This is a genomic window from Salinibaculum rarum, from assembly GCF_030505615.1.
Classification (GTDB): domain Archaea; phylum Halobacteriota; class Halobacteria; order Halobacteriales; family Haloarculaceae; genus Salinibaculum; species Salinibaculum rarum.
Genome location: NZ_CP129992.1, coordinates 1,731,739 through 1,754,893, shown reverse-complemented (window position 1 = coordinate 1,754,893; position 23,155 = coordinate 1,731,739). Strand labels below are relative to the sequence as shown.

Here is a 23,155-nt window from a genome sequence, read left to right as displayed (position 1 = left end):
ACGCCGTCCGCTTTCACCGCCCATGGAACCACGGGACCTCTCGATGCACACGCCGTACCGAGCCGGCCGCGGGGTCGAAGAAGTCGCACGCGAGCTCGGGCTCGACCCCGACGACCTCGTGAAACTCTCCTCGAACGAGAACCCCTTCGGTCCCAGCCCCGCCGCCGTCGAGGCCGTCCGGGACGCCGCCCCGACGGTCCACACGTACCCGAAAGCCGAACACACCGACCTCTCGCAGATGCTCGCCGACCGATGGGACGTGGCCGTCGAGCAGGTCTGGCTCTCGCCGGGCGGTGACGGCGTGCTCGACTATCTCGCCCGCGCGTTCGTCGACCCCGGCGATGCGGTGCTGGTACCCGAACCCGGCTTCGCCTACTACCCGATGAGCGCCCGCTACCGCGACGCGACCGTCGACTCCTACCGACTCTCCCGCGAGGACGACTTCGCGCAGACGCCCGAGACAGTCCTCGAGAACTACGACGACCACCGCATCGTCTACCTGACGACGCCGCACAACCCGACCGGGTCGGAGATAGCACTCGACGACATCGAGACCGTCGCAGAGCGGACCGACGAGGAGACGCTCGTTCTCGTCGACGAAGCCTACGCCGAGTTCACGGACGCACCGAACGCCCGCCCGCTGCTCGACGACCGCGAGGACATCGCCATTCTGCGAACGTTCTCGAAAGCGTACGGGCTGGCCGGTCTCCGTCTTGGGTACGCACTCGTCCCCGCCGAGTGGGCCGACGCCTACGAGCGGGTCAACACGCCCTTCGCAGTGAACTCGCTTGCCTGTCGTGCCGGCATGGCCGCACTGGACGACGACGAGCACGTCGAGAAGACTGTCGAGACGGCACGGTGGGCGCGTTCGTACATGCACGACAACCTCGATGCCCCGACGTGGGAAAGCGGCGGCAACTTCGTGCTCGCGGCAGTCGGTGACGGCACAGCAGTCTCCGACGCCGCCCAGCGCGAGGGCGTCATCGTCCGGGACTGTTCGAGTTTCGGGCTGGACGACTGCGTTCGCATCACCTGCGGCACGCGCGAGGAAACGAAACGGGCGGTCGACGTACTCAACGAGGTGATCACCTGATGCGCGTCGCCGTGACCGGCACACCCGGCACCGGAAAGACGACGGCCGTCGACGCCGTCGACACCGACCTCAATGTCGTCCATCTCAACGAGGTCATCAAACGCGAGGACCTGACGACGAGCCGGGACGACGAGCGCGACACGCTGGTCACGGACATGGACGCCGTCGAAGCGTGGCTGAACGGGCGCGAGGACGTCCTCTTCGAGTCCCATCTGGCCCACCAGTTCGACGCCGACCGCGTCGTCGTCTTGCGGTGTCGCCCCGACGAGCTAGAGGAGCGACTGACCGAACGTGGCGAATCGCCCGGCTCGGCCGCGGAAAACGCAGAGAGCGAGGCCCTCGACCTCATCCTCTCGGAGGCCGTCAATCGCCACGGCGAGGACGCAGTCTACGAAATCGACACCACGGACCGAAGCCCCGAGTCGGTGGCCGAGGCAATCGACGCGGTGCTGACTGGCGAACGCGAGCCGAGTGCTGGGACCGTCTCTTTCGTCGAGTATCTATGACGCTGGATAGATTCCGCTCCGTGGCCGACCGGGTCATCGTTCCCTTCGTGGCGGGGGCCGCGCGAGTCGGACTGACACCCAACGCCGTCAGCACGCTGGCGTTCGTCGTCGCTGCCGTCGCCGGGGGTACCTTCTATCTCGCAGGCGAGATGCCGATGTTGTATCTGGTCGGCGCGTTCCTCGTGTTCCAGAACGGACTGCTCGACCTGCTCGACGGTGCGCTCGCACGTGAACTCGGAACGGCATCGAAGGCCGGGGACTTACTCGACCACGTCTTGGACCGGTATGCAGATATCGTCATCATCGTCGGCCTCGCAGGCGGCGTCGGTAACTGGGCGCTGGGTATCGCCGCCGTGACCGGCGTGTTGATGACCTCGTATCTGGGAACCCAGGCCCAGGCGGTCGGCATCGACAGAGTGTACGGTGGCTTGCTCGGCCGCGCTGACCGTCTCGTCCTCGTTGGACTGGTCGCGCTGGTCGCACCCTTCGTCACGGCGACGCTGGGGCCGTTCACCGTCGTGGGCTGGCTGCTCGTCGTGTTTGCAGTGGTCGGCCACCTGACAGCCATCCAGCGCTTCTATTACTCGATGCGGTCGCTCTCGTGAACAGGGGGCGTACGTTTTAAACGTCGGGATGGCAAAGCAGTGGTATGGTTCAGTGTGAGATGTGCGGGACGGAAACCTCCAGTCCGAACCGCGTCAAGATAGAAGGTGCAGAACTCGATGTCTGTGACAACTGCACTGATTTCGGGACGGAGGTCAAAACCGAGGACAGTTCCAGTTCCACCTCGACGAAGTACTCGACTGGGAGTTCCGGGTCCTCCTCGTCTGGCGGCAGTTCCAGCAGTAGTACGAGTTCCTCGTCGGGAGGGGGGCGCCGCCAAGACATGTTCGACGACATGGACGAAATCGCCCAGGACTACGACGAGCGCATCCGCAACGCCCGCGAGTCCGCCAGTCTGACCCAGGAGGAACTGGCACAAAAGCTTAACGAGAAGGCGAGTCTCATGCGCAAACTCGAACACGGCGATACGCTCCCCAGCGACGACGTCCAGGCAAAGCTCGAAGGGGAACTCGACATTTCGCTGTCGGCAAGCGGTGGCTCGGAAGACAACGAGTGGGACGGTGGCTCCTCGACGGGCGAGTACACGCTCGGTGACGTCGTCGAGCGGAAAGACTAGAGAGCGTGTCATAGAAACATCCCCACGCTATTATCGGACTGTTTATCTTTTTAATCCGTAACAGGTTTAGAAGTGCGTGCACTCGGTGCACGGTTTTATGAAGTAGTCAGAGAAAACTCATTTATCTATGGCTACTGATATTTTGCGTCTATCGACCACCGCGTGGCTCAGAACGAACGGCTGCTGTGAGAACGGGTTCGACCGTCTCGGAGCTACTGGCTCCGAATACGCGGGCAACCACGAGAACCATTCTATGACACGCTCCTAGATATAGCGTTCGAGGTTTTCGGCGTCGAGTTCGTCGGCGATGTTCTCGACGGTCTCTTCGAGGGTCGATATTTCGGCGGTGAGTCGTTCGAACTGCTCGCTTTCCTGCAGTTCGGCCCTGGTCTTTTCGACTTCCAGCACGTTGCGCTTGAGTTTTTTCGCGGTGAGTTCCTGGGCGCGCTCGTTGTATTCGCTTATCGTCAGCAGCCGGTCGACGGTGTCGACGACCTCGTCCCGTGTCACGGGCTTGACCAAGTAGTCGTCGATGCTGAGGTCGATGATGTCGAAGTCGGGATTGACCGCCGTGACCATCGCGACACGGCACTCGACATCTTTTTCCTCCATAGCGAGGACGACCTCGTTCCCGGAGACGACCGGCATCCGACGGTCGAGCAACATCGCGTCGTACTCGTTGGAGAGCATCTCGATAGCTTCCTCGCCGCTGTAGGCCACGTCGACGTCGTAGGACCCGCGAAGGTAATCCGCGTAGAGGTCCGCCAGCTCCACCTCGTCTTCCACTACAAGCACCGTCGGCTCTCCCAGTAGCTCGTCAGTCACGGCTTGTTTGGACTCTATCGACAGAGAGTGTCTTAACGGTTCGGACCTGACACAACTCACAACCTATTTTGCCCGGCCGGCCCCGCCTCCAGTATGTTCGTTCTCGTCAACCTCAAGGCATACCCCTGTGACCCCGTCGCAGTCGCCGAGGCCGCAGCGAGTGTCGCCGAGGAATCGTCCGCAACCGTCGCTATCGCGCCCCAAGCAGCACACATCGAGCGCGTCGCCGAGACCGGCGTCGAGACGTGGGCCCAACACGTCAGCCCCGTCAACCACGGCAGTCATACCGGCAGTACGCTCGCCGAAGCCACGAGCGACGCCGGTGCAACCGGGACACTGCTGAACCACTCCGAGAACCGCCTGAAACTTGCCGACATCGACGCCAGCCTCGACGCGGCGGGCCGCGTCGGCTTCGAGACGGTCGTCTGTGCGAACAATCCAGACCAGATTGCCGCCGCCGCGGCGCTCGGTCCCGACGCCGTCGCCGTCGAGCCGCCGGAACTCATCGGGACCGGCACGCCCGTCAGCAAAGCCGACCCCGACATCGTCCGGGACGCCGTCGCCGCCGCCGAGGCCGTCGACCCGAGCGTCGACGTCTACTGTGGTGCAGGTATCTCGACCGGCGAAGATGTCGTCGCCGCCCGCGACCTGGGTGCCGACGGCGTCTTGCTCGCGAGCGGGGTCGCCAAGGCCGATGACCCCGAAGCCGCGCTTGCTGACCTGGTCGACCCACTGTAAATCCCGTCGAGTGCGGCGACGCGAGGGTCCGCCACTGAGTGTTACTGTCCGGATTCGTCGTCGTCGCCGTCGCTGGCCTCACCCAGCGTCTTCGACTCGATGTTCGCCACGAACTTACTGATTACCTCGTCGTCGACGTCGTCGTCGAACTCCGATTCGAGCAGTTCTTCGAGGCGGTAGTCGTAGCGGCCGCGCCCGACGTGTTCGATGAGTCCGCGCGTCCGGAGCGTCCGGTTGTGGGCGTAGGCTTTCGTCCGGTCGCCGTCGCCACCCGCCGCGAAGTGCGCGTTCAGCGGCGTGCCCGGGCCGAACTCCCGGTAGAAGTGGAGCATATTCCGAGCCTTCGTCTCCATCCCGGCGATGTCGGCTTTGAGTTCGCGAACGACGAGCGGTTCTTCGCCCTCGTCGATGTCGTCCTCGCCGTCGATGATGTCGTACTCGCTTGCCCCACGACCGGTGATTCCCTGGCGGAACTCGGTGGGTGCGCTGTTGTCGCCGTCGATGATGCCGTCCTCGTCTGTGCCGTCGTCCGCATCGTCGACCGGACGGCTCGTTTCGCCGTCGACGATGTCCTCCGGTACGGCCGCATTCGATTCGGCGTCGGTCTCGACATCTGCGTCCGGGCCGGTGTCGACGCGGGCCCCGCCGTCGGTGGTGGCCGACCCCGTCGGCGTCTCACTGACCGAACTGAGTCGCGAGAGGAGTTCTTCGGCACTGAACTGGCCGGATTCGTCGCCGTCCTCCGTCTCGTCGGAAGCGCTCACCTCAGTGTCCGTATCGGTCGTCGCACTCGCCGCGGAGTCGTCGTCTGACTCGTCAGCGGCGTCCATCGCAGCGGCGAAGGCCGCTCCGGCGTCCTCGTCGCCGAACGCAGAGGTGTCGTCGGCTTCGTCGTCACCAGTCGTCTCGGCGCTGTCGCCGGTGTCGTCTCCGGACGGCGACTGCGTCGCATCGTCGATTGTCGACTGGCGCTTCTCCCGGAGGCGCTCCTGTTCGGTCTTGCCCGGGTTCGAGCCGTCGACGTTGTTGACGAGCGCGTCGACGAACTGGTCTGCCATCCGGCTCATGTCGCGGGCGTCCTGTAACTCCGTCTCCAGTTCGGCGATACGGGAGTTTTTCCGGTCGAGTTCCTCGCGGAGTTCCGCGATGCGGTCGTCGCGGGCCTGTTGTTCCTCGGTGATTTCGGAGAGTTCAGACACCAGGTCGTCGCTGACTGACTTCAGTTCGGGCCGTTCGAAATCGTCCAGTCCCGGTGTGGCACCGGCGTCGAAGGTCTGCTTGCGCTGGAACTGGACCCGCTGGACCGTCTCGGCCCAGTCTGTCATCAGGAATCCCTCGCCGTCCCCGAGGTCTTCGACTGCCTCGGAGTACTCCGCGTCGAGAATCCGTTTGACAACCTTCGTGTCGTTGTTCCAGGTGAGGCGGTGCCAAACCAGCCAGTCACACTGCGTGATGAAATCTTTCTTCACGTCGGCCGGGCGCTGACTGATGCCGACGATACCCAGCCCGTGTTTTCGGCCGCGCTTGCCGATTTTGATGAGCATCTTCCCGCACTCGCCGACCGACCCGCCCTCGGGGATGTACTCGTGGACCTCCTCGACGAGCATCAGGAAGGGTTGTTTTTGCTTTTTGGCCTTCGCAAAGAGGTGTCGCGAGACGGCCGTGAGAACATCCTCTGCTTCGTCTTCGTCCAGAAACGAGGAGATGTCGAGAATAATCGGGACGTTCTGTTCGAGCGCGAGCGACGCCATCTTCTCGGCGTGGTCCGCGGTAATCTGGATGTCACACTCCTCGTCGGCACCGGCATGAAGGATTTCGTACTCCTCTTTGAGGCCGTAGTACTCGCCATCGATGTCGACGATGAGGAGTCCGAAACCGTTGTCCAGCAACTTCTCCGCGATGACACTCGCCGAGTTCGACTTGCCCGACCCGCTTTTGCCTGTCACGAACCCGCGGCCGGTCAGCAACTCCACGACCGGGAGGGACACTTTCGTCCCGGGGTCGCCGTTCCCGCCGGGGCCCTCGCTGACCTCCGCGACCGTGATGTGTTCTGTCTCTGCCATGCGCGCTTGTCCGAAACTCGGGGGCCACGCCACATAATTCTCCGTCAGACGGACGGCAGACCGCTACCGGCCAAACAGGCGTTCTCGAAGCGAGCGCGGCCGGTGTTTCTCGGCGAGCAACACCGAACACTCCACCTTGTCGACCACGTCGAGGACGAGCGACCCACGGACTAGCCGGGAGAGCAGTCCCCGTTCGGTCGCACCGATGATGACCATCGTCGAGTCTTCGGCGGCCCGTTCGATGGACTCCTCTGTGTCGCCGGTCTCGATGCGTATCGCCGCGTCACCGAGGTCGTGGTCGTCGGCCCACGCCTCGATGAACGTCCGTCCCGACTCCTCGTCGTCAGCGACGTGCAACAGCGTCACCTCGCTGTCGTACTGGTCCTGGAGGTAGCCGGCAACGGTCGCGCTGAGGTCCGAGTCCGGCCCACCCGCTGTGGGCACCAGCACCCTCGATGGGTCGAACCCGCGGTCTTTCATCACGAGGAAATCACAGGGGATGTTGCCAGCCATTTCGTCGAAGGCAGACTCCGCCCGCCCCGGCGAACCGTGCGAATCCGGGCCCCAGCCCATCACGACCATGTCGGCGTCGTGCGTCTCCGCGGCGTCGAAAATCTCCTCGAAGCCACGGTGGGAGAGAATCGTGTGCGTCTCGACCGGGACGTCGAACTTCTCGGCGTCGGCTTTTGCCGCTTCGATGAGGTCTGCGGATGTTTCGTCGAGTTCCTCCGCTCGCTCTGCAGCCCCCTGTAGTGCCATCTGGTCGGGAACGGTGATGATGTGTGTCGCGACGACGGTGCCGTTTCGCTGTTTGGCGATTGCACTGGCCAACTCGATGAGGTCGCTCTCGCTTCGCGGGTTGGCAATCGGCACCATCACGCGGTAGTCGCCGCCGTCGGGCTGGACGGTTTCTGCAGCCGAGACCGCTGCGTCGGGCATATCGTCGGTCCGCGAGAGGATGTACTCCCCGAGGATACCCTGTTTTTCGGTGCGGCTGCGAGCGTACACGACGTACCAGACGATAGCAGCGCCAGCGATGCCAAAGGAGAGAAGTCGCGCTGTGGGTTCGACGTATGCAAGCAGCGCGAACGACAGCACGGTTCCGAGTATCGGGACGATGGGGTACAGCGGGACGGTAAAGTCGGGCTGGTACTCTGTCGGATTGACGTAGCGCATCGCGACGAGTGCGATGTTGAGGAGGCCGTAGATGATGAGGTGCAGTCCCGACGCAGCCCCGGAGAGCAGACCGATGTCTCCGAGCAGGATGAACAGCAGAATCAGCCCACCAGTGATACCGATTGCGCGGTACGGCGTCCCGAAACGTGGGTGAATCTCGTTTAGTTTCGGGGTGACAATACTGTCTCGTCCCATCGCGAAGTTGATGCGCGAGGAGGCGAGAATCGACGCGTTCGCGCTGGATGCTGTCGCCAACAGGCCACCGAACAACAGTGCACCACCCATCAGTGCGCCCTGCAGTCGGTTGCCGACTTCGACGACGGCGATGGGCTGTGTCTCACCGGGTGCAACATCGGTCACGAGGTCCGCAATGAATCCGTCCGGGACAGCCGCGCTCATCACGACGAGCACGAGCGCGTAGATGACCGTCACCAGGACGACGCTACCGATGACTGCACGCGGGAGGTTTTTCCCGGGGTCTTTGATCTCCTCTGCGACGCTCGTAATCTGGACGAAGCCGAGATAGGAGACGAAGATGAAGCCAGTCGTCCCGAGCGTCTCGGTCACTGTCGCGGTACGCGGGAGGTTCGCGGGGTCAGCCCGGAGTGTCCCCAAGAGAGTGAAGACGAACAGAATCGCGATGAGGATGATGACGATGATGTTCTGAAGTCGGCCCGTCTCCTTTGCGCCGACGTAGTTGATGAGGACGAAGAAGGCACCGCCGATGAGCGCCGAGAGCGTGACGTACGTCATCGAGATGGGACCGACACCGATGGTCCCGCTGATGCCGAAGATACGCGAGATATAGCGTCCGAACCCGACCATATAGAAGGCACTGGCAAAGGCGAGTCCGAGCCAGTTGGCCCAGCCAGCGACCGACCCAAAGAGTGGTCCGAGTGCGTGGTTGACGTAGTAGTACGCGCCGCCGGAGCGGGGCATCGCTGTCCCGAGTTCACTCGCGGAGAGTGCGGTGAACATCGCGATGATACCGCCCAGGAGGAATGCGATGGCCGCAAACGAACCCGAGCGGAGGATAGCATCCCCCGGCAGGACGAAAATACCCGCCCCGATCATCGTCCCGACGCCGATAGTCAGTGCCGCCAGCGGACCGAGGTCCTTGGCGAGTTCAGCATCCTCACCGCTCAAGACGACTCACCTTCGGTTGGCGACTCCGAATCGGTCTGGTCGTCGTTCTCCTCTGGTTTGTCCGGCAGGACGACGACGGGCCGGTCGGTTTCGGTGACGATGTCGAGTGCCACGTCGCCGGTCAGCAGGCGAATCCAGCGACTCCCGCCGCGTGGCGTGATGACGATGGCCGTCGCGTCGTGGTCCGCGGCCGCGGCAAAAATCGTCTCTGCGACGTCAGTGCCGTATCTGATTTCCGTCTCGTAGTGGTCGTCTCCGAGGCACTCGTCGACGACGTCGAATATCTCTTCTGCGTACGCCTCGCGTTGCTCGATGCCAGCCTTGTCGGGTGCGCCGCCGGCTTTCTCGACGACGTGGACGGCGATAACCTCACCGTCGACGTACGGTTTGAGCGCCAGACAGGACGCCCTGGCGTCTTCGGGACTCGCGAGAGGGAGGACGACGCGGTCGAAGAGCCCGTTCATCGTCCCCTCGCCGAGTTCAGCCGTCGGTCGAGAAGTCGTACGAACGCCCCAACGGGAGGACAAAGCGGCTTCATATCGGAATAATGCACTGGACGGTTCTTAAGCGTCATGTGTGCTGTCGCTTGGACTTCCGAGATAGAAACCCACTTATCGCACCCGTCGAAATTGCCCGGCAATGATAACAACGGGGGCGCGACCGTGCACATAGTCATCGTCGGTGCCGGCGAAGTCGGCTCTTCGATTGCCAAGAGTCTCGCCGATTCCCACGATGTCGTCGTCGTGGACGTCGACCCCGAGAAGGTCGAGGCGCTGAACTACAACGTCGACGCGCTGGCAATCGAGGGCGACGGCGCTTCGCTGCCGACACTCAGAGAAGCCGGTATCGAAAAGGCAGACATACTCATCGCCAGTACCGACGACGACGAGACGAACATCATTACCTGTGGCACCGCAAAGACAGTTGCGGACCCCTTTACGATCGCCCGAATCAAGGGGACGAACTACCTCGAGACGTGGCAGGGTGCCGAGGGCGCGCTCGGTGTCGACTTCATGGTCGGAACGACGATGCTCACCGCAAAGAGTATCGTCCGCGTCATCGGTCTGCCGGCAGCACACGACGTCGATACGTTCGCCGGCGGGCGCGTCCAGATGGCCGAGTTCGAAATCCCGGAGGCAAGCCCCGTCGCCGGCCAGACGGTCCAGGAAGCCGACCGCTTCGAGTCACTGACGTTTGCCGCTATCTTCCGCAACGGCGACGTCATCATCCCGACCGGACAGACGGGTATCGAAGCGGGCGACGAGGTCGTCGTCATCGGCTCCGAAGAGAGCGTCCACGAACTCTCGGCAGAGGTCTCACAGCACACCGGCGACGTCGACGACATCCTCATCGTCGGCGGGACGGAAGTGGCCTGCCAGATTGCCCGTCTTCTCGAAGAACAGGGACTGACCCCCCGTCTCGTCGAACACGACCACGACCGTGCTCGCGAACTCGCGGAGGAACTGCCAAACTCGAGAATCCTGGAACACGACGGGACAGACAGGGAGTTCCTGGAGCGAGAACACATCGAAGAGGTCGATACGGTCGTGGCCGCGCTCAAGCGCAACGAGCGGAACCTGCTCGTCTCCCTGCTCACGAAGCGCCTGGGCGTCGACCGGGCAGTGGCTATCGTCGACGAGACGGAGTACTCGGAACTGTTCGAGGCCGTCGGCGTCGACGTGGCCGTCAGTCCCCGGGAAGCGACCGCCGAGGAGATTACGCGGTTTACGCGCGAACGCCGCGCCGAGAACGTCGCGCTCATCGAGAACGACCGGGCAGAAGTCATCGAAATCGAGGTTGACCACGATAGCGTACTCGCCGACCGACCGATTCAGGAGTCGATACAGGACCTGCCGGAGGGACTCGTTATCGGTGCAATTACGCGCAACGGTGACTTCGTCATCCCCCGCGGAGACACCGTCATCGAAGAGGGAGACAACGTCGTCGTGTTCGCAGAGACAGTCATCCTCGAAGAAGCGACGGCGAAACTCTGAGACGACGAGTCGCTCGTTTTATCGTCGCCAGAACGCACCGGTAAACAGCACGAGAACCGGGATTATCTCCAGGCGCCCAATCCACATCAGAACGATCATCAGCAGTTTCGACGTCCAGGGGAACTGGAGATAGCTTCCGAAGGGCCCGAGGAAGCCAAAGCCCGGCCCGATGTTTCCGAGCGTCGCCAGACAGGCACTGAGCGCTTCGAGCGCCGTCATCGAGAGGCCGATTCGCGCCGCATCGAGCGAGATGAGGACCGACCCGACGCCAAAGAGGACGAGATAGAGGATGGTAAACCCGAGGACGCCACGCACGGCGCCTTCGTCGATGACCTGGTTCCCGAGCCGAATCGTCTGGACTTCGTCGGGATGAGAGGCGGTGACAAGTTCTCGCTTTGCGGCTTTCATCACGACGACCCAGCGGATGACCTTGATTCCGCCACCGGTCGAGCCAGCCGAGCCGCCGATGAACATCGCAAACACGAGCACAATCTGTGCGTGTGTGTCCCACTGGGCGAAGTCGCTGGTCGCGAATCCGGTCGAGTTCAACAGCGACGCAATCTGGAAGGCCGCCTGCCGGAGTGCATTCTCCGTGACGCCCTGGGTCGTGCCGCCGAGACGGAGCGTCGGTGCCGCACCCAGATAGAGAACGACAGCGAGGACGCCGGTCGTGGCGAGAATCGCCCCGATGTAGGTCCGGAGCTCCGTGTCACCGAGAAACCGCTCGGTGTCGCCGTTGAGCAGAAACCAGAACAGCGCGAAGTTCGTCCCCGCGACAATCATGAAGGGAATAACGAGCCACTGGACGGCCGGTGAGAACGCACCGATGCTGTCCGCCTGTGGCGAGAACCCGCCTGTCGGGAGCGTCGTGAACGCATGCGAGATGGCGTTGAACAGGTCCATGTTCGGCGCAACGCCGGCGAGATGCAACACCATCAACAGCACGGCCATCAGAACGGTAAAGCCCAGATAGACACCCCACAGGACGCGTGCGGTTTCGGCGATGCGCGGCGTCAACTTCTGTAGGCTCGGGCCTGGCGCCTCCGAGTCCATCAGCTGAGCGCCGTTGACGGCAATCTGTGGCAGGATGGCGACCATCAGAACGATAATACCCATCCCGCCGAGCCACTGTGTGAGCTGTCGCCAGATGAGCAACGCGTGGGAGTGTTGCTCGGTCGAGATACTGCCCATCACTGTCGCCCCAGTCGTCGTAAAGCCGGACATCGACTCGAAGAGGGCGTTGATCGGGTGGGCGAGCGTCGACGCGGTACCGTAGCCAGCGATGACGTACGGGACAGCACCGACGATAGAGACGGCAAACCAGGCGAGGGCAACGAGCAAGAGCGATTCACGCGGCCCGAGATCGACGTCGTCGGAGAGTTGTTCCAGCGAGAACCCGACAGCGACCGAAATCCCCATCGATGCGAGGAAGACGACAGTGCCCTCCCCGTAGAGCAGGCTCGTCAACAGCGGCACGAGCATCGCGACTGCCAGCCACTTGATGACCGTGCCGGTGAGTGCAATGCTCGTACGCCAGTCGACGTACAGGTGTTTCACGGCCGCTCACCACCGCGCGGTCGGGGAACCGTCGACGGGAGTCGGTCGGAAAGAGCCGGTACGAACACGTCTGTATCCTGGCTGTCTGGGCTGGTGTAAGAATCTGTCGAACTCCCGGACGCGTGTGGGCCCGGCTGTGGCCCCAGTTCGCTGGAAGCGACAGGTATACCCTGATTCGGTCGAATACCCGTACATGACAACCGGCGTTGTTCTGCTGAACTTCGGTGAGCCGTCCGAACCGGACCGCGAGGTAGTCGTCGACTATCTCGAGCGTATCTTCATGGCCAACGCGGACCTGGAGGAGTACGACTCCAGAGAGGCCGCGCAAAAGCGCTCCCGCAAGCTGGCAGAGCGTCGCGCGCCCGGCCTCATCGAGGAATACGAAGAAATCGGCGGGTCGCCGCTCAAAGAGCAGGCCCAGGGACAGGTCGACACGCTCGAAGACGCCCTCCGGGACCGCGGGTTCGACGTGAACACCTACCTCGGGATGCAGTACACCGAGCCGTTCATCGGCGACGCCGCCGAAGCCGCCCACGAGGACGACGTCGACCGGGTCATCGGCCTCCCCATCTACCCGCTGTGTGGGCCCTCGACGAACGTCATCGCGCTGGACGAACTCGAAGACGAAATCGAGGAACTCGGCTGGGACGCGCCCTTCCAGGCGATTACCGGCTGGCACAAACACCCCAAGTACAACCGCGTCCGCGCGGAGAACATCGGCGACTTCGCCGACGACTCGGGGGTCAACCTCGACGACGAAGAAACTGCGCTCGTCTTCTCCGCCCACGGCACGCCACAGCACTACCTGGAAGAGGGCAGTCGCTACGACATCTACGTCGAGGAGTACTGCTCGGTCGTCGCTTCACTGCTCGGCGTCTCCGACTACCACATCGGCTACCAGAACCACGAGAACCGCGACATCCCCTGGACCGAACCGGAGGTCGAAGACCTCGTCACCGGACTCGACGCCGAGCGCGTCGTCGTCGAACCGGTGAGTTTCCTCCACGAACAAAGCGAGACCCTCTCCGAACTGGACGACGAACTCAGAGAGGAAGCCGAGGGCGCCGGCCTGGACTTCCACCGCGTGCCGATTCCCCACGACGACGACCGGATTCCCGAGGTGTTTGCCGACCTCGTCGAGCCGTTCCTCGCGGATTTCGACCCCGAGTACTACCAGTACCGGCAGTGTCAGTGCCGTGACGAACCTGGGACGATGTGTCTGAACGCACCCCAGGAGACAACCCACACCGAGAGCGAGGGCAACGCGGCACAGACGGACGACTGATGACGGTCGGCGTCGTCGGTGCCGGCATCACCGGGCTGGCACTGACACACTACCTCCGGGAGCGCGACGTAAACGTCGTCACGTTCGACGCTCGGGACGCGGCCGGCGGTGTCATCCAGTCACAGCGGCGCGACGGCCACGTCGTCGAACTCGGCCCCCAGCGGATGCGCGCCACGCCCGGCATCCGCGAACTGGCGGCCGCCGCTGGCGTCGAGAGCGATATCGTCACCGCGTCGGAAGGGTCGCTGTTCGTCTACTCGCGGGGCCGACTCCGCGAAGCGCCGACGGACGTGAGACCCTTCCTGCGGACGGACCTGCTGTCCTGGCCCGAGAAGCTCCGCTTTCTCGCCGAGCCACTGACACAGGCCGCACAGCCCCAGGAGACGGTCGCGGAGGTATTTTCCCGGAAGTTCGGACAGGCGGCCTACGAGCGGTTCGTCGGCCCGCTGTACGGCGGGCTGTACGCATCCGACCCCTCGGAGATGCCCGCGAAGTTCGCGCTGGAAGGGCTGATGCGCAGAGAGCAGGAAGCGGGGAGTCTCCTCTCGGCGTTCCGCCAGCGCGTCGGAAGCGGCGAGAAATCGCCTGCGGCGTCCTTTCCCGACGGGCTCCAGACACTGCCCGAAGCGCTCGCGGACACCTACGCCGACAGTGTCCACCTCGCCGAGCCAGTCGAGACCGTCGAGTCGACGCCGGACGGCTACACCCTCGACACTACGACCGACGAGTACGCGGTCGACGACGTTGTCGTTACGACCCCCGCAAACGCCGCGGCAGAGCTACTCGACAACGTCGCCGACGGCACCGATGCACTCGAGGGGTTGACGTACAACCCGCTGGTGCTGGTGTATCTGGAGACAGACGGACTGCCGGAGGGGCTGGGCTATCAGGTCGCCTACGACGAAGACCTGCGGACGCTCGGCGTCTCGTTCAACGGGGCGATGTTCGACCGCGACGAGCTCTGTACGGCCTTTCTCGGCGGGATGCACGACCCCGAGATACTGGCAGAGTCCGACGAGCGACTCGGCGAGATTGCCACCACGGAGTTCGAGCGGGCGACGGGGCAAAACGCAACAGTGGTCGACGTCGTGCGCCGCGACCGATGGTTCCCGGCCTACGACCAGACGTGGTGGGGACTCGAGGACGTCCAGACGCCCGAGGGCGTCCACCTGGCGACGAACTACACCGCGCGGATGGGCATTCCCAGCCGCGTCCGCGAAGCGCGCCAGCTCGCCGAGGAGCTGTCCGCAACGACTGCCTGACGCGGACGGACCTTCGGTGTGGCGGGTAAGTGACTGTTGAAGTGTGGGTAACAGTTTTCAATATCGGTTACGACTCTCCCGAGTATGACAGAGAGTTCGCTGGTCGAGTGTCCCGTCTGCGAGACGGAGTTCGACCCGAACGCTGCGGGGGGATGGTGTACAAACTCCGAGTGCGGTGAGTGGCGCTACGAGGGTGCGGACCCCGCACCGGACGAAGACGCAGAGATCGAGGCCGACGACACGGAACCGGACACCGCTGACGACGGCCCGACCGACGACGACAGCGAGTCGACCCCGGCAATCCAGAACGTCGACTCCGAAGAGAGTGCAGACATCGCCACGGCGGAAGCCGACGATGCAAAAGTAAGCGAAGACGATACCGAGGCCACCGAGACCGGCGTGGCCGACGAGCCCGCTGATACCGGCGTGGCAGACGAGTCTGAGGAGCCCGACGCCGCCGACGAGCCTGCAGTGGCCGACGCCGACGTGGCGGTCGACAACGAGACAGATACCGACGGAACAGTCGAAAAAGCCGTCGAGGCCAGCGCAGACGTGACTGAAGAAGCCGAGCAGTCTCCGGCCGAGTCCGGCGACGCGGCTGACGAAAAGGTAGAGAGTGAGGGCGAAGAGAGAGAAGATGAGAGCGAAGACAGCGAAACGACCGAAGAGCCGGCCGAAATAGAGTGTCCGGGCTGTGGCGAGACGCTCGCGGCCGAGGCGAATTTCTGCCCGTCCTGTGGTGAGGACGTCTCCGCCGTCGAACCCGGCGCGGACGACGACGAAGAACTGACCGAATGTCCGTCGTGTGGCGCCGACGTGAGTCCCGAAGACAGTTTCTGTGCGTCCTGCGGTGAGGACCTCAACGCACACAGGGAGCCGGAGGAACTGACCACCTGCCCCAGTTGCGACGCGGATGTCGACCCCGAGGATAGCTTCTGTGTCGCCTGTGGCGAGGACCTCGATGCTCACCGAGCCGGAACAGCCGACACGACAGAGACGGCCGAAAGCGAGGAAGTATCGGCCGGGGCAGCCGAATCAGCCGAGGAACCAGCCGAGGCCGCCCCCGAGTCGCTCGTGCTGGCGACGCGTGGCGAGGAGCTTACCGTCTCAGATGGAGACACCGTGGGCCGGGAACTCCGGCGTATCGTCACTGAGTCGGGCGGCGACGAGGACGAGGCGGTTCGCATCCACCGCGAACACGTCCAGTTCGTCCGCGAGGACGGCCAGTTCTACCTCGTCGACCTCGGCCGGAATCCGACGCGGCTCAACGGCACGCGCATGGAACAGGACGACCGGGAGCCAGTCGCCCCCGGTGACGAGGTGGACCTCTCCGGGGTCGTCACACTGGCCGTGCAGGCACCCTGACCACGATGGACACCGCTCAACTCCGCCGCGAACTGGCCGGGTCCGTCCGGTTGCTGTGGACCAGAGAGCGGTGGCTCTGGAGCGGCGTCGTGGCTGTCCTCGTCGGCTACGCCCTCTGGGTCGGTGCGACCGGCGCGGCGCTGAACTACGGGGCCGAGTTCGCTGGCGCCGACCTCTCCGTGGTAAACTGGTCGTCGACGACGACGGCCGTGTTCGCACTCGTAGCTGTCATCTGGGTCCTGCTCCCCGCAGCCGTCGTCACCTATCTCGTCGACAGCTACGTCACGAACGTCAGCGGCAACGTCCACACCCACTACCGCGTCGAGCATCCCGTTACACTCGTCGTCCCGATGCTCGCACTCTTTGCCGTCGGCGTGGGTGCCGCCGTCGCCGTCGGTGATGTGCCCGCTGCCCTCGCGGGCGCGCTCGTGGCCGTGGGACTGCTCGTGTTGCTCAGAACGATTGCCTACAGCTACCGGGTGTTTAGCTTCTCGGTCCCGATGCTGGTCAAATCGTCGCTGTTCGTCTCGCTGACTGTGTGTGCCGTGGCGCTGTTGGCTGGCGTGGGAATCGTCGCCGGCCGCCGCACGTTCGTCGAGGCTGCCGGGGCTGGCGTCGGCGACCTGCTCGGGACCGGCGGCGTCGTGGACGTCGTCACTGGCACGACCACAGCAGGTCCGGTCACAGTCTCGACGCTCCTGGGGGCGGCAGCCATTCTCCCCGTCGGCTTCGCCGTGGGATACCTCCTGCTTCAGTCTGCGGTCGGCCTGGTCAGCCGCGTCCGGAAACCCGACGTGCCGCGGTCGCAACTCCGAACTGGACAGCGATACCCGGAGTTTGCTCACCCGATTACCGGAGTAGATGGTGGAGACACCAATTCGACCACCTCCGGAGAGTCGCCAGACACCGGCGCCGACCAGCAGTCCACGCCGACGAGTGGGACCACAGCACAGTCACAAACGTCGACAGCGGCGACCACGAACGCCGACGAGACAGGCGAAGACAAGACAGACGAATCAGACGACGTAAGCCACACGAAGGTGTTCACCGCGCCGGACGACGGCAACTTCGGCGATGACGTGCCGGACGTCGACAGCGTTCCCGACGCTGACTCGACAGCAGACACGACCGGTGATGACGACGCCGAGGAGACCGCTGTCGTCGGCGGAGCAGAGCGTCCCGACGAGTCGTCGTCGGGGGCGGGATACCGCTGTCCGACCTGTGCAGAGTCGTTTGCCCCGGACACCAGTTTCGCGTACTGTCCGACCTGCGGGACGGAGTTACAGTCCGAGTGAGGTAGTGTCTGTCACTGAGCGAGCCCGACGTCGGTGATTTCGAAGCGTGCCCCGCCCCGAGTGCCGTCGGTCACGCGGATTCGCCAGTCGTGTGCCTCGACTATCTTCTCGACGATGTTCAGCCCCAGGCCCGTGCCGCCGCAGGCAGAGTTACCCGCAGTGAAGACGTGCGTCCGTTCGCTTGCGGGGATGCCGGGCCCGTCGTCTTCGACGTAGAATCGCGATGCACACTCGCCAACGGTCACGGTCACGTCCGCCCCGCCGTGTTCGACGGCGTTCCGAACGAGATTTTCGAGCAGTTGCTGGAGCCGGCCCCGGTCGGCCCGCAGACGCTGGTCGGTGTCGGTCACGAGGGTCGCATCGGCCGTCGACACCGTCTGCCAGCAGGTTTCGACGAGGTCCGCGAGGGCGACCTGCTCTGTCTTGGACACCTGCTTGCCAGCCCGTGACAGTGTCAGCAGCTCTTCGATGAGTGTGCCCATCCGGTCGTGGGCAGTCGCCACGTCATCGAGATGGGGGCTCTCAGACTCCGCCCGGGCCAGTTCCAACCGGGCCTGGGCGACGTTGAGCGGATTCCGAAGGTCGTGGCTGACGACACTGGCAAACTCCTCGAGTTGCTCGTTCGTGGTCTGGAGGTGCTGTTCGCGCTCTTTTTGCTCGGAGATGTCGCGTGTGTTGACGACGTACTGCCCGTCTGGCGTGGGGTTTGCCGACGCGATGGATTCGACCCAGAGATACGTCCCGTCGGCCCGCAGGTGCCGATATTCGACCGACTCGATGGCCTCCTCCTGGCTGTTCACGACAGCCTGAAATGCGGCGACGACGCTTTCACGGTCCTCCGGGTGAAAGTACTCGGCGACAGAGTCGCCGACGAGGTCGTCCTGGTCGTACCCGTAGATACGCTCGACAGAGGGACTCTCGTACTGAATAACGCCGTCCTCGTCGAGGACAGTAAGCAGATTGGTCGAGTGAAGCGGCAGTACGTCGAGGGGAACCTCCGCTTCCGAGCGAGTCGCCGACGAGGACTCTGACCGTCGTTCACTGTCCATACGTCCCTCTCGATATGAACCGCTATGGCTGTTACTCCCGGAACAATATCTGAGAATCAGCGGCCAAAGGCAGTCGGCGTCAGATACGGTCGACCGTTACCGACGGTGGTGGGACCGCAGCGAGTGCCTTACCGCGCGTCGTCGATGTCGTCGATCGCGTCGGGGTTCTCGATACTCGAGAGGTCGCCCAGTTCTTCGCCCTCGTAGACGCCCTGGATGATACGCCGGACGATTTTCCCGGATTGGGTTTTCGGGAACTCGTCGACGAACAGCACTTCCCGCGGTCGGAACGGTTTCCCCAGTTCCTCGCCGACCTGTGCGCGCAGTTCCTCTCGCAGGTCGTCTGCCTCCTCGTAGCCCTCGTTGAGGATGACGTAGGTGACGACGGCAGTCCCTTTCGTCTCGTCGTCTGCACCGATAGCGACGGCGGCGTTGACCGCGTCGTGTTCGATGAGTGCACCTTCGACCTCGGCAGGGCCGACTTTCCGACCCGCGACGTTGAGTACGTCGTCGGAGCGACCATGGAGGAACCAGAAGCCGTCTTCGTCCTTCTGTGCCCAGTCGCCGTGGTCCCAGAGGTCGTCGAACCGCGACCAGTACTCCTCGAGATACCGCTCGTCACCGCTCCACAGCGATTTCGTCATCGACGGGGCCGAGGACTTGCAGACCAGATACCCCTTCTCGTTGTCCTCGGCGATGGAGTTGCCCTGTGCGTCCACGATGTCGATGTCCATTCCGAGTGCGGGGCCGCCCAGCGTCCCGGGTTTAAGCGAGTGCAGCGGCGTCGGCTGGAGGAAACAGCCGAAAATTTCGGTCCCGCCGGAGATGTTCATAATCGGCGCGGTGCCCTGTCCGACGTTCTCCAGGAACCACTTCCAGGAGTCGGGGTCCCACGGTTCGCCGGTCGACCCCAGCAGACGAAGCGTCGAGAGGTCGTAGTCCTCCAGCCACTCGTCGCCGTGTTTCTGCAGTGCCCGAATCGCCGTCGGCGAGATACCGAAGGTCGTCAGGCCGTGATCGTCTATCATCTCCCAAAAACGGTCGGGCTCGGGGTGGTCGGGCGCACCCTCGTAGATGAAGATGGTGCCGCCGTGGGCGTGGTTGCCGATGAGCGTCCACGGGCCCATCATCCAGCCGATGTCGCTGACCCAGAAAAAGCGGTCCGAAGGCTTGTGGTCGAAGGAGAAGAAAATCTCCTTGGCCGGCTGGACCAGCCCGCCGGCATGTGTGTGGACGATTCCTTTGGGTTTCCCCGTCGTCCCAGAGGAGTACAGCAGCATCGACTCCTGGTCGGAGGGGACCGATTTCGTCTCGTACTCGTCGGATTGGGTGCCGACGGCGTCGGCCCACCACTCGTCGCGGTCGTCGTCCCACGAGAGGTCCGACTCCTCGGAGTCGAGGCGGTTGTAGACAATCGTGTGCTCGACGTGGCCGGCCTCCTCGATGGCCTCGTCTGCGGCGGATTTCAGGTCGACAGCACTGCCCCGACGGTAGAACCCGTCACCGGTGAACAGGACGGTACACTCGGCGTCGGAGATGCGTGTCGCCGTCGCGTCGACACCGAACCCGGAGAAGATTGGCACTGCGATGGCACCGACTTTGAAACAGCCGTAGAGTAGCGGCACGATTTCGGGGACCATCGGCATGTACAGGCCCACGGTGTCGCCGGTGCCGATGCCACGTTCTTCGAGAGCGTTGGCTACACGATTCGTCTGCTGGTGGAGTTCGTGGTAGGTTATCTCCCGGACCTCACCGTCCTCGCCTTCCCAGATTGTCGCGACCTTGTTTCGGTTCCCAGAATCGGGGGCGGCGTGACGGTCGACGACGTTGTGTGCGATGTTGAGTTCGCCGCCGACGTACCAGTCCGTAAACTGTGGCCCGTCTGTGTCGTCGCGAACCTGGTCGTAGTCCTCGTAGAATTCGAGGTCAAGGTAGTCGACGACCTCGTCCCAGAACCAGTCGAGTCCCGAGGCCGGTTCCCCGTCGACCTCGCTGACGGTTCGCTCGTGAAGTTCGTCGAAATCCGCGATGTCGTGTTCCTGCATGAACGCGGAGACGTTGCTCCCATCGACGAACTCGTCGCTCGGTTCGTACAGAACCTCGTCGAGTTCCTCCAGTGAGTCTGCCATGGTATCTCGTTGTGTTCAACGGCAAGCCCCATCAAAGAACTTGTGTGGGATATGTGACCCGAGAAGCGATAGACGGCAGTATGCTTTTGTCTGCGGCTCGCCAACAGCAGTGTATGTACGTCCGGGATGCACGCAACCGAGACGAAGCCTGGTTGCTCGATTACATCGAGGCGATGGAACTCGACGAAACGGCGTTTCGCTCCCGGGACTACGTCATCGCAGTCGACGAACGGGAGAACGAACGGGCCGGCTTTGGCCGCGTTCGCATCCACAAGACCGACGACGAGGATATCTGTGAACTCACGAGCATCGGCGTCCTCGAGGAGTGGCGCGGTCAGGGCGTCGGCGCGCACGTCGTCGAACGGCTGGTGACGACAGCCCGCGACGACGGCTTCGAAGTCGTCTACTCGCTGAGCAGCGAACCGAGGTATCTCGCCCAGTTTGGCTTCGAACGAATCGAAGTCGAACAGCTGCCAGACAGACTCCAGGACCGACTGACCGAAAAACAGGAGTCGCTCGACCCCGACGCGGTTCCGATGCGAATCGAGACCGAGCGGTTCCGGATGTCCGAACACCTCCGCGAGGCGTTCAAGGGCGCCCACCCAGCCGAGGAAGACACCGAACCCGAAGAGGGCCCCGAGGATTTCGGTATCGACCCGGACGAGGCGACATACAAGTACGACACCGGACAGTGACTGTTCGACGGCTGTCGAACCAGAAGCCACTGCGTCGCGGGTAGGCCGTCGCCGCTGACCGGATTTTTCGGGTGCCACAATGAAGCGTTAAGTCCTCAGCGCCTCTGAGTAGCGGGTATGTTCGACCAGGACGAGCTCGACGAAATCCGCTCTGCGAAGGAGGAGTGGGAGTCTGAGTCCTACGAGCCCACTGTAGAGCGCTTTGGCGAGCGCAAGGATACCTTTACGACAGACACCGAAGGGCAGGAAGTCGACCCGCTGTACACGCCCGCCGACATCGAGGACTTCGACTACGAGGAGGACCTCGGGTTCCCCGGCGAGGAGCCGTACACACGCGGCGTCTATCCCACGTCGTACCGGGGTCGGCTCTGGACGATGCGCCAGTACGCCGGGATGGGGACTGCCGCCGAAACGAACGAGCGATTTAACTACCTCATCGACGAGGGTCAGACCGGCCTCTCGACGGCCTTCGACCTCCCCACGCAGATGGGGCGGGACTCCGATGACCCGATGAGCGCCGGCGAAGTCGGAAAGACCGGCGTCGCTATCGACTCGCTTGCCGACATGGAGACGGTCTTCGACGGCATCCCGCTGGACGAAGTCTCTACCTCGATGACCATCAACGCGCCCGCAAGCGTCCTGTTGGCGATGTACATCGCCGTCGGCGACCAGCAGGGCGTCGACCGCGAGGAACTGCGTGGCACCATCCAAAACGACGTGCTCAAAGAGTACATCGCCCGCAACACCTACATCTACCCACCAGAGCCGTCGATGCGTATCATCACGGACATCTTCGAGTTTTGCGCCGACGAGACGCCGAACTTCAACACCATCTCTATTTCGGGCTATCACATCCGCGAGGCCGGGTCGACGGCCGCCCAGGAAATCGCCTTTACCCTCGCCGACGGCATCGAGTACGTCGAGGCCGCAATCGAGGCGGGCCAGGACGTCGACGAGTTCGCGCCACAGCTCTCCTTTTTCTTCGCGTCGTACAACAACATCTTCGAGGAGGTCGCGAAGTTCCGGGCCGCCCGCCGGATGTGGGCCAAGATTATGGACGAGCGCTTTGGCACGGACAACCCCAAGTCCAAACAACTGAAGTTCCACACCCAGACCGCCGGGTCGACGCTGACCGCCCAGCAAATCGAGAACAACGTCGTCCGCGTCGCCTACCAGGCGCTCGCCGCCGTCCTCGGTGGGACCCAGAGTCTCCACACCAACGGCAAAGACGAAGCGCTCTCGATTCCGACCGAACAGTCCGTCCGGACCGCCCTGCGGACCCAGCAGATTCTCGCCCACGAATCGGGCGCGGCCGACACCATCGACCCGCTGGGAGGCAGTTACTACATCGAGAACCTGACCGACGAACTCGAAGAGGAAGCGTTCGACATTCTGGACGAAATCGACGAGCGCGGCGGGATGCGCCAGGCCATCGAGGACCAGTGGGTCCAGCGCCAGATTCAGGACGTCGCCTTCGAGCGCCAGCGCGAACAGGAAGAGGGCGAGCGCATCATCGTCGGTGTCAACGAGTTCGAAGTCGACGAGGAAGATGAAGTCGACATCGAGGAAGTCAGCGAAGAAGAAGAGCGCAAACAGAAGGAGAATCTCAAACAGGTCAAAGCAGAGCGCGACGACGAGGCCGTCGAAGCGAAACTCGACGCGCTCCGCGAGGCCGCGCGCGGCGACGAGAACCTGATGCCCTACATCATCGACGCGGTGAAAGTCTACGCCACGACCGGCGAGGTCTGTGACGCGATGCGGGACGTGTTCGGCGAGTACCAGCCCGGCATCTGAGCC

At 63.5% G+C, this 23,155-nt stretch carries 19 protein-coding genes; 12 read left to right on the top strand and 7 right to left on the bottom strand.

All coding sequences use genetic code 11. The features are described from left to right. The first annotated feature begins 22 nt into the window (after positions 1 to 22). The 4 genes from hisC to QYL91_RS09305 are packed head-to-tail and all read left to right on the top strand — an operon-like array spanning position 23 to position 2,779. Positions 23 to 1,093 (top strand): histidinol-phosphate transaminase, encoded by a 1,071-nt coding sequence (hisC, locus tag QYL91_RS09320; RefSeq protein ID WP_302080230.1) that lies wholly within the window; start codon positions 23 to 25, stop codon positions 1,091 to 1,093. Beyond that, positions 1,093 to 1,599, top strand: a complete 507-nt coding sequence (locus tag QYL91_RS09315; RefSeq protein ID WP_302080229.1) for an adenylate kinase family protein — start codon at positions 1,093 to 1,095, stop codon at positions 1,597 to 1,599. The genes hisC and QYL91_RS09315 overlap by 1 nt, the downstream gene beginning before the upstream one ends. Further along, on the top strand, positions 1,596 to 2,204 hold the full coding sequence (locus tag QYL91_RS09310) for a CDP-alcohol phosphatidyltransferase family protein (RefSeq protein WP_302080228.1): 609 nt from the start codon (positions 1,596 to 1,598) through the stop codon (positions 2,202 to 2,204). Before QYL91_RS09315 ends, QYL91_RS09310 begins: the two co-directional genes overlap by 4 nt. Positions 2,205 to 2,248: 44 nt before the next feature. After that, on the top strand, positions 2,249 to 2,779 hold the full coding sequence (locus QYL91_RS09305) for a multiprotein bridging factor aMBF1 (RefSeq protein ID WP_302080227.1): 531 nt from the start codon (positions 2,249 to 2,251) through the stop codon (positions 2,777 to 2,779). 264 nt (positions 2,780 to 3,043) lie between these two features. Here QYL91_RS09305 and QYL91_RS09300 read toward each other — a convergent pair whose 3' ends face one another. Continuing rightward, positions 3,044 to 3,604, bottom strand: coding sequence for a response regulator (locus QYL91_RS09300; RefSeq protein WP_302080226.1), 561 nt, complete (start codon positions 3,602 to 3,604; stop codon positions 3,044 to 3,046). Between the two features lie 93 nt (positions 3,605 to 3,697). On the opposite strand from QYL91_RS09300, the gene tpiA reads away from it, so the two are divergent. Then, positions 3,698 to 4,342, top strand: a complete 645-nt coding sequence (tpiA, locus tag QYL91_RS09295) for a triose-phosphate isomerase (RefSeq protein ID WP_302080225.1) — start codon at positions 3,698 to 3,700, stop codon at positions 4,340 to 4,342. A 41-nt stretch (positions 4,343 to 4,383) separates the two neighbouring features. Here the strand turns inward: tpiA and QYL91_RS09290 are convergent, their stop codons facing one another. The 3 genes from QYL91_RS09290 to QYL91_RS09280 all read right to left on the bottom strand — a co-directional run bounded on the left by QYL91_RS09290 (position 4,384) and on the right by QYL91_RS09280 (position 9,191). Further along, on the bottom strand, positions 4,384 to 6,405 hold the full coding sequence (locus tag QYL91_RS09290) for a helicase HerA domain-containing protein (protein ID WP_302080224.1): 2,022 nt from the start codon (positions 6,403 to 6,405) through the stop codon (positions 4,384 to 4,386). 63 nt (positions 6,406 to 6,468) lie between these two features. Next, positions 6,469 to 8,727, bottom strand: a complete 2,259-nt coding sequence (locus QYL91_RS09285) for an amino acid permease (RefSeq protein WP_302080223.1) — start codon at positions 8,725 to 8,727, stop codon at positions 6,469 to 6,471. Continuing rightward, positions 8,724 to 9,191, bottom strand: coding sequence for a universal stress protein (locus tag QYL91_RS09280; protein WP_302080222.1), 468 nt, complete (start codon positions 9,189 to 9,191; stop codon positions 8,724 to 8,726). Before QYL91_RS09280 ends, QYL91_RS09285 begins: the two co-directional genes overlap by 4 nt. Before the next feature lie 198 nt (positions 9,192 to 9,389). Here QYL91_RS09280 and trkA point away from each other — a divergent pair, with 198 nt between their 5' ends. Next, positions 9,390 to 10,721, top strand: a complete 1,332-nt coding sequence (trkA, locus tag QYL91_RS09275; RefSeq protein WP_302080221.1) for a Trk system potassium transporter TrkA — start codon at positions 9,390 to 9,392, stop codon at positions 10,719 to 10,721. An 18-nt stretch (positions 10,722 to 10,739) separates the two neighbouring features. Here trkA and QYL91_RS09270 read toward each other — a convergent pair whose 3' ends face one another. Beyond that, positions 10,740 to 12,278: a TrkH family potassium uptake protein gene (locus QYL91_RS09270; protein ID WP_302080220.1), complete on the bottom strand. Its 1,539-nt coding sequence runs from the start codon at positions 12,276 to 12,278 to the stop codon at positions 10,740 to 10,742. Positions 12,279 to 12,471: 193 nt separating this feature from the next. On the opposite strand from QYL91_RS09270, the gene hemH reads away from it, so the two are divergent. From hemH to QYL91_RS09250, 4 genes are all read left to right on the top strand, one after another. Then, a complete protein-coding gene (hemH, locus tag QYL91_RS09265) occupies positions 12,472 to 13,563 on the top strand; it encodes a ferrochelatase (RefSeq protein ID WP_302080219.1) in 1,092 nt (363 codons plus the stop codon). Then, positions 13,563 to 14,825: a protoporphyrinogen oxidase gene (gene hemG, locus QYL91_RS09260; protein WP_302080218.1), complete on the top strand. Its 1,263-nt coding sequence runs from the start codon at positions 13,563 to 13,565 to the stop codon at positions 14,823 to 14,825. The genes hemH and hemG overlap by 1 nt, the downstream gene beginning before the upstream one ends. Positions 14,826 to 14,909: 84 nt before the next feature. Then, on the top strand, positions 14,910 to 16,190 hold the full coding sequence (locus QYL91_RS09255; RefSeq protein ID WP_302080217.1) for a double zinc ribbon domain-containing protein: 1,281 nt from the start codon (positions 14,910 to 14,912) through the stop codon (positions 16,188 to 16,190). A 5-nt stretch (positions 16,191 to 16,195) separates the two neighbouring features. After that, the gene (locus tag QYL91_RS09250; RefSeq protein WP_302080216.1) at positions 16,196 to 17,485 is read left to right on the top strand and encodes a hypothetical protein; all 1,290 of its coding nucleotides are present in this window, start codon (positions 16,196 to 16,198) and stop codon (positions 17,483 to 17,485) included. Positions 17,486 to 17,496: 11 nt separating this feature from the next. Here the strand turns inward: QYL91_RS09250 and QYL91_RS09245 are convergent, their stop codons facing one another. Together QYL91_RS09245 and QYL91_RS09240 are read right to left on the bottom strand one after the other, a co-directional pair. Next, entirely contained in the window at positions 17,497 to 18,534 is a 1,038-nt protein-coding gene (locus QYL91_RS09245) for a sensor histidine kinase (protein WP_302080215.1), read from the bottom strand. A 128-nt stretch (positions 18,535 to 18,662) separates the two neighbouring features. Then, on the bottom strand, positions 18,663 to 20,663 hold the full coding sequence (locus tag QYL91_RS09240; protein WP_302080214.1) for an AMP-binding protein: 2,001 nt from the start codon (positions 20,661 to 20,663) through the stop codon (positions 18,663 to 18,665). 113 nt (positions 20,664 to 20,776) lie between these two features. Between QYL91_RS09240 and QYL91_RS09235 the strand changes: the two genes are divergently transcribed. Together QYL91_RS09235 and QYL91_RS09230 are read left to right on the top strand one after the other, a co-directional pair. Then, positions 20,777 to 21,358, top strand: coding sequence for a GNAT family N-acetyltransferase (locus QYL91_RS09235; protein WP_302080213.1), 582 nt, complete (start codon positions 20,777 to 20,779; stop codon positions 21,356 to 21,358). A 117-nt stretch (positions 21,359 to 21,475) separates the two neighbouring features. Continuing rightward, on the top strand, positions 21,476 to 23,152 hold the full coding sequence (locus QYL91_RS09230; protein WP_302080212.1) for an acyl-CoA mutase large subunit family protein: 1,677 nt from the start codon (positions 21,476 to 21,478) through the stop codon (positions 23,150 to 23,152). The last annotated feature ends 3 nt before the right edge of the window (positions 23,153 to 23,155 follow it).

Coding starts and splice junctions, on each gene's coding strand:
- hisC (WP_302080230.1), top strand. CDS start 23: ATGGAACCACGGGACCTCTCGATGCACACGCCGTACCGAGCCGGCCGC.
- QYL91_RS09315 (WP_302080229.1), top strand. CDS start 1,093: ATGCGCGTCGCCGTGACCGGCACACCCGGCACCGGAAAGACGACGGCC.
- QYL91_RS09310 (WP_302080228.1), top strand. CDS start 1,596: ATGACGCTGGATAGATTCCGCTCCGTGGCCGACCGGGTCATCGTTCCC.
- QYL91_RS09305 (WP_302080227.1), top strand. CDS start 2,249: ATGGTTCAGTGTGAGATGTGCGGGACGGAAACCTCCAGTCCGAACCGC.
- tpiA (WP_302080225.1), top strand. CDS start 3,698: ATGTTCGTTCTCGTCAACCTCAAGGCATACCCCTGTGACCCCGTCGCA.
- QYL91_RS09290 (WP_302080224.1), bottom strand. CDS start 6,405: ATGGCAGAGACAGAACACATCACGGTCGCGGAGGTCAGCGAGGGCCCC.
- QYL91_RS09280 (WP_302080222.1), bottom strand. CDS start 9,191: ATGAACGGGCTCTTCGACCGCGTCGTCCTCCCTCTCGCGAGTCCCGAA.
- hemH (WP_302080219.1), top strand. CDS start 12,472: ATGACAACCGGCGTTGTTCTGCTGAACTTCGGTGAGCCGTCCGAACCG.
- hemG (WP_302080218.1), top strand. CDS start 13,563: ATGACGGTCGGCGTCGTCGGTGCCGGCATCACCGGGCTGGCACTGACA.
- QYL91_RS09255 (WP_302080217.1), top strand. CDS start 14,910: ATGACAGAGAGTTCGCTGGTCGAGTGTCCCGTCTGCGAGACGGAGTTC.
- QYL91_RS09250 (WP_302080216.1), top strand. CDS start 16,196: ATGGACACCGCTCAACTCCGCCGCGAACTGGCCGGGTCCGTCCGGTTG.
- QYL91_RS09245 (WP_302080215.1), bottom strand. CDS start 18,534: ATGGACAGTGAACGACGGTCAGAGTCCTCGTCGGCGACTCGCTCGGAA.
- QYL91_RS09240 (WP_302080214.1), bottom strand. CDS start 20,663: ATGGCAGACTCACTGGAGGAACTCGACGAGGTTCTGTACGAACCGAGC.
- QYL91_RS09235 (WP_302080213.1), top strand. CDS start 20,777: ATGTACGTCCGGGATGCACGCAACCGAGACGAAGCCTGGTTGCTCGAT.
- QYL91_RS09230 (WP_302080212.1), top strand. CDS start 21,476: ATGTTCGACCAGGACGAGCTCGACGAAATCCGCTCTGCGAAGGAGGAG.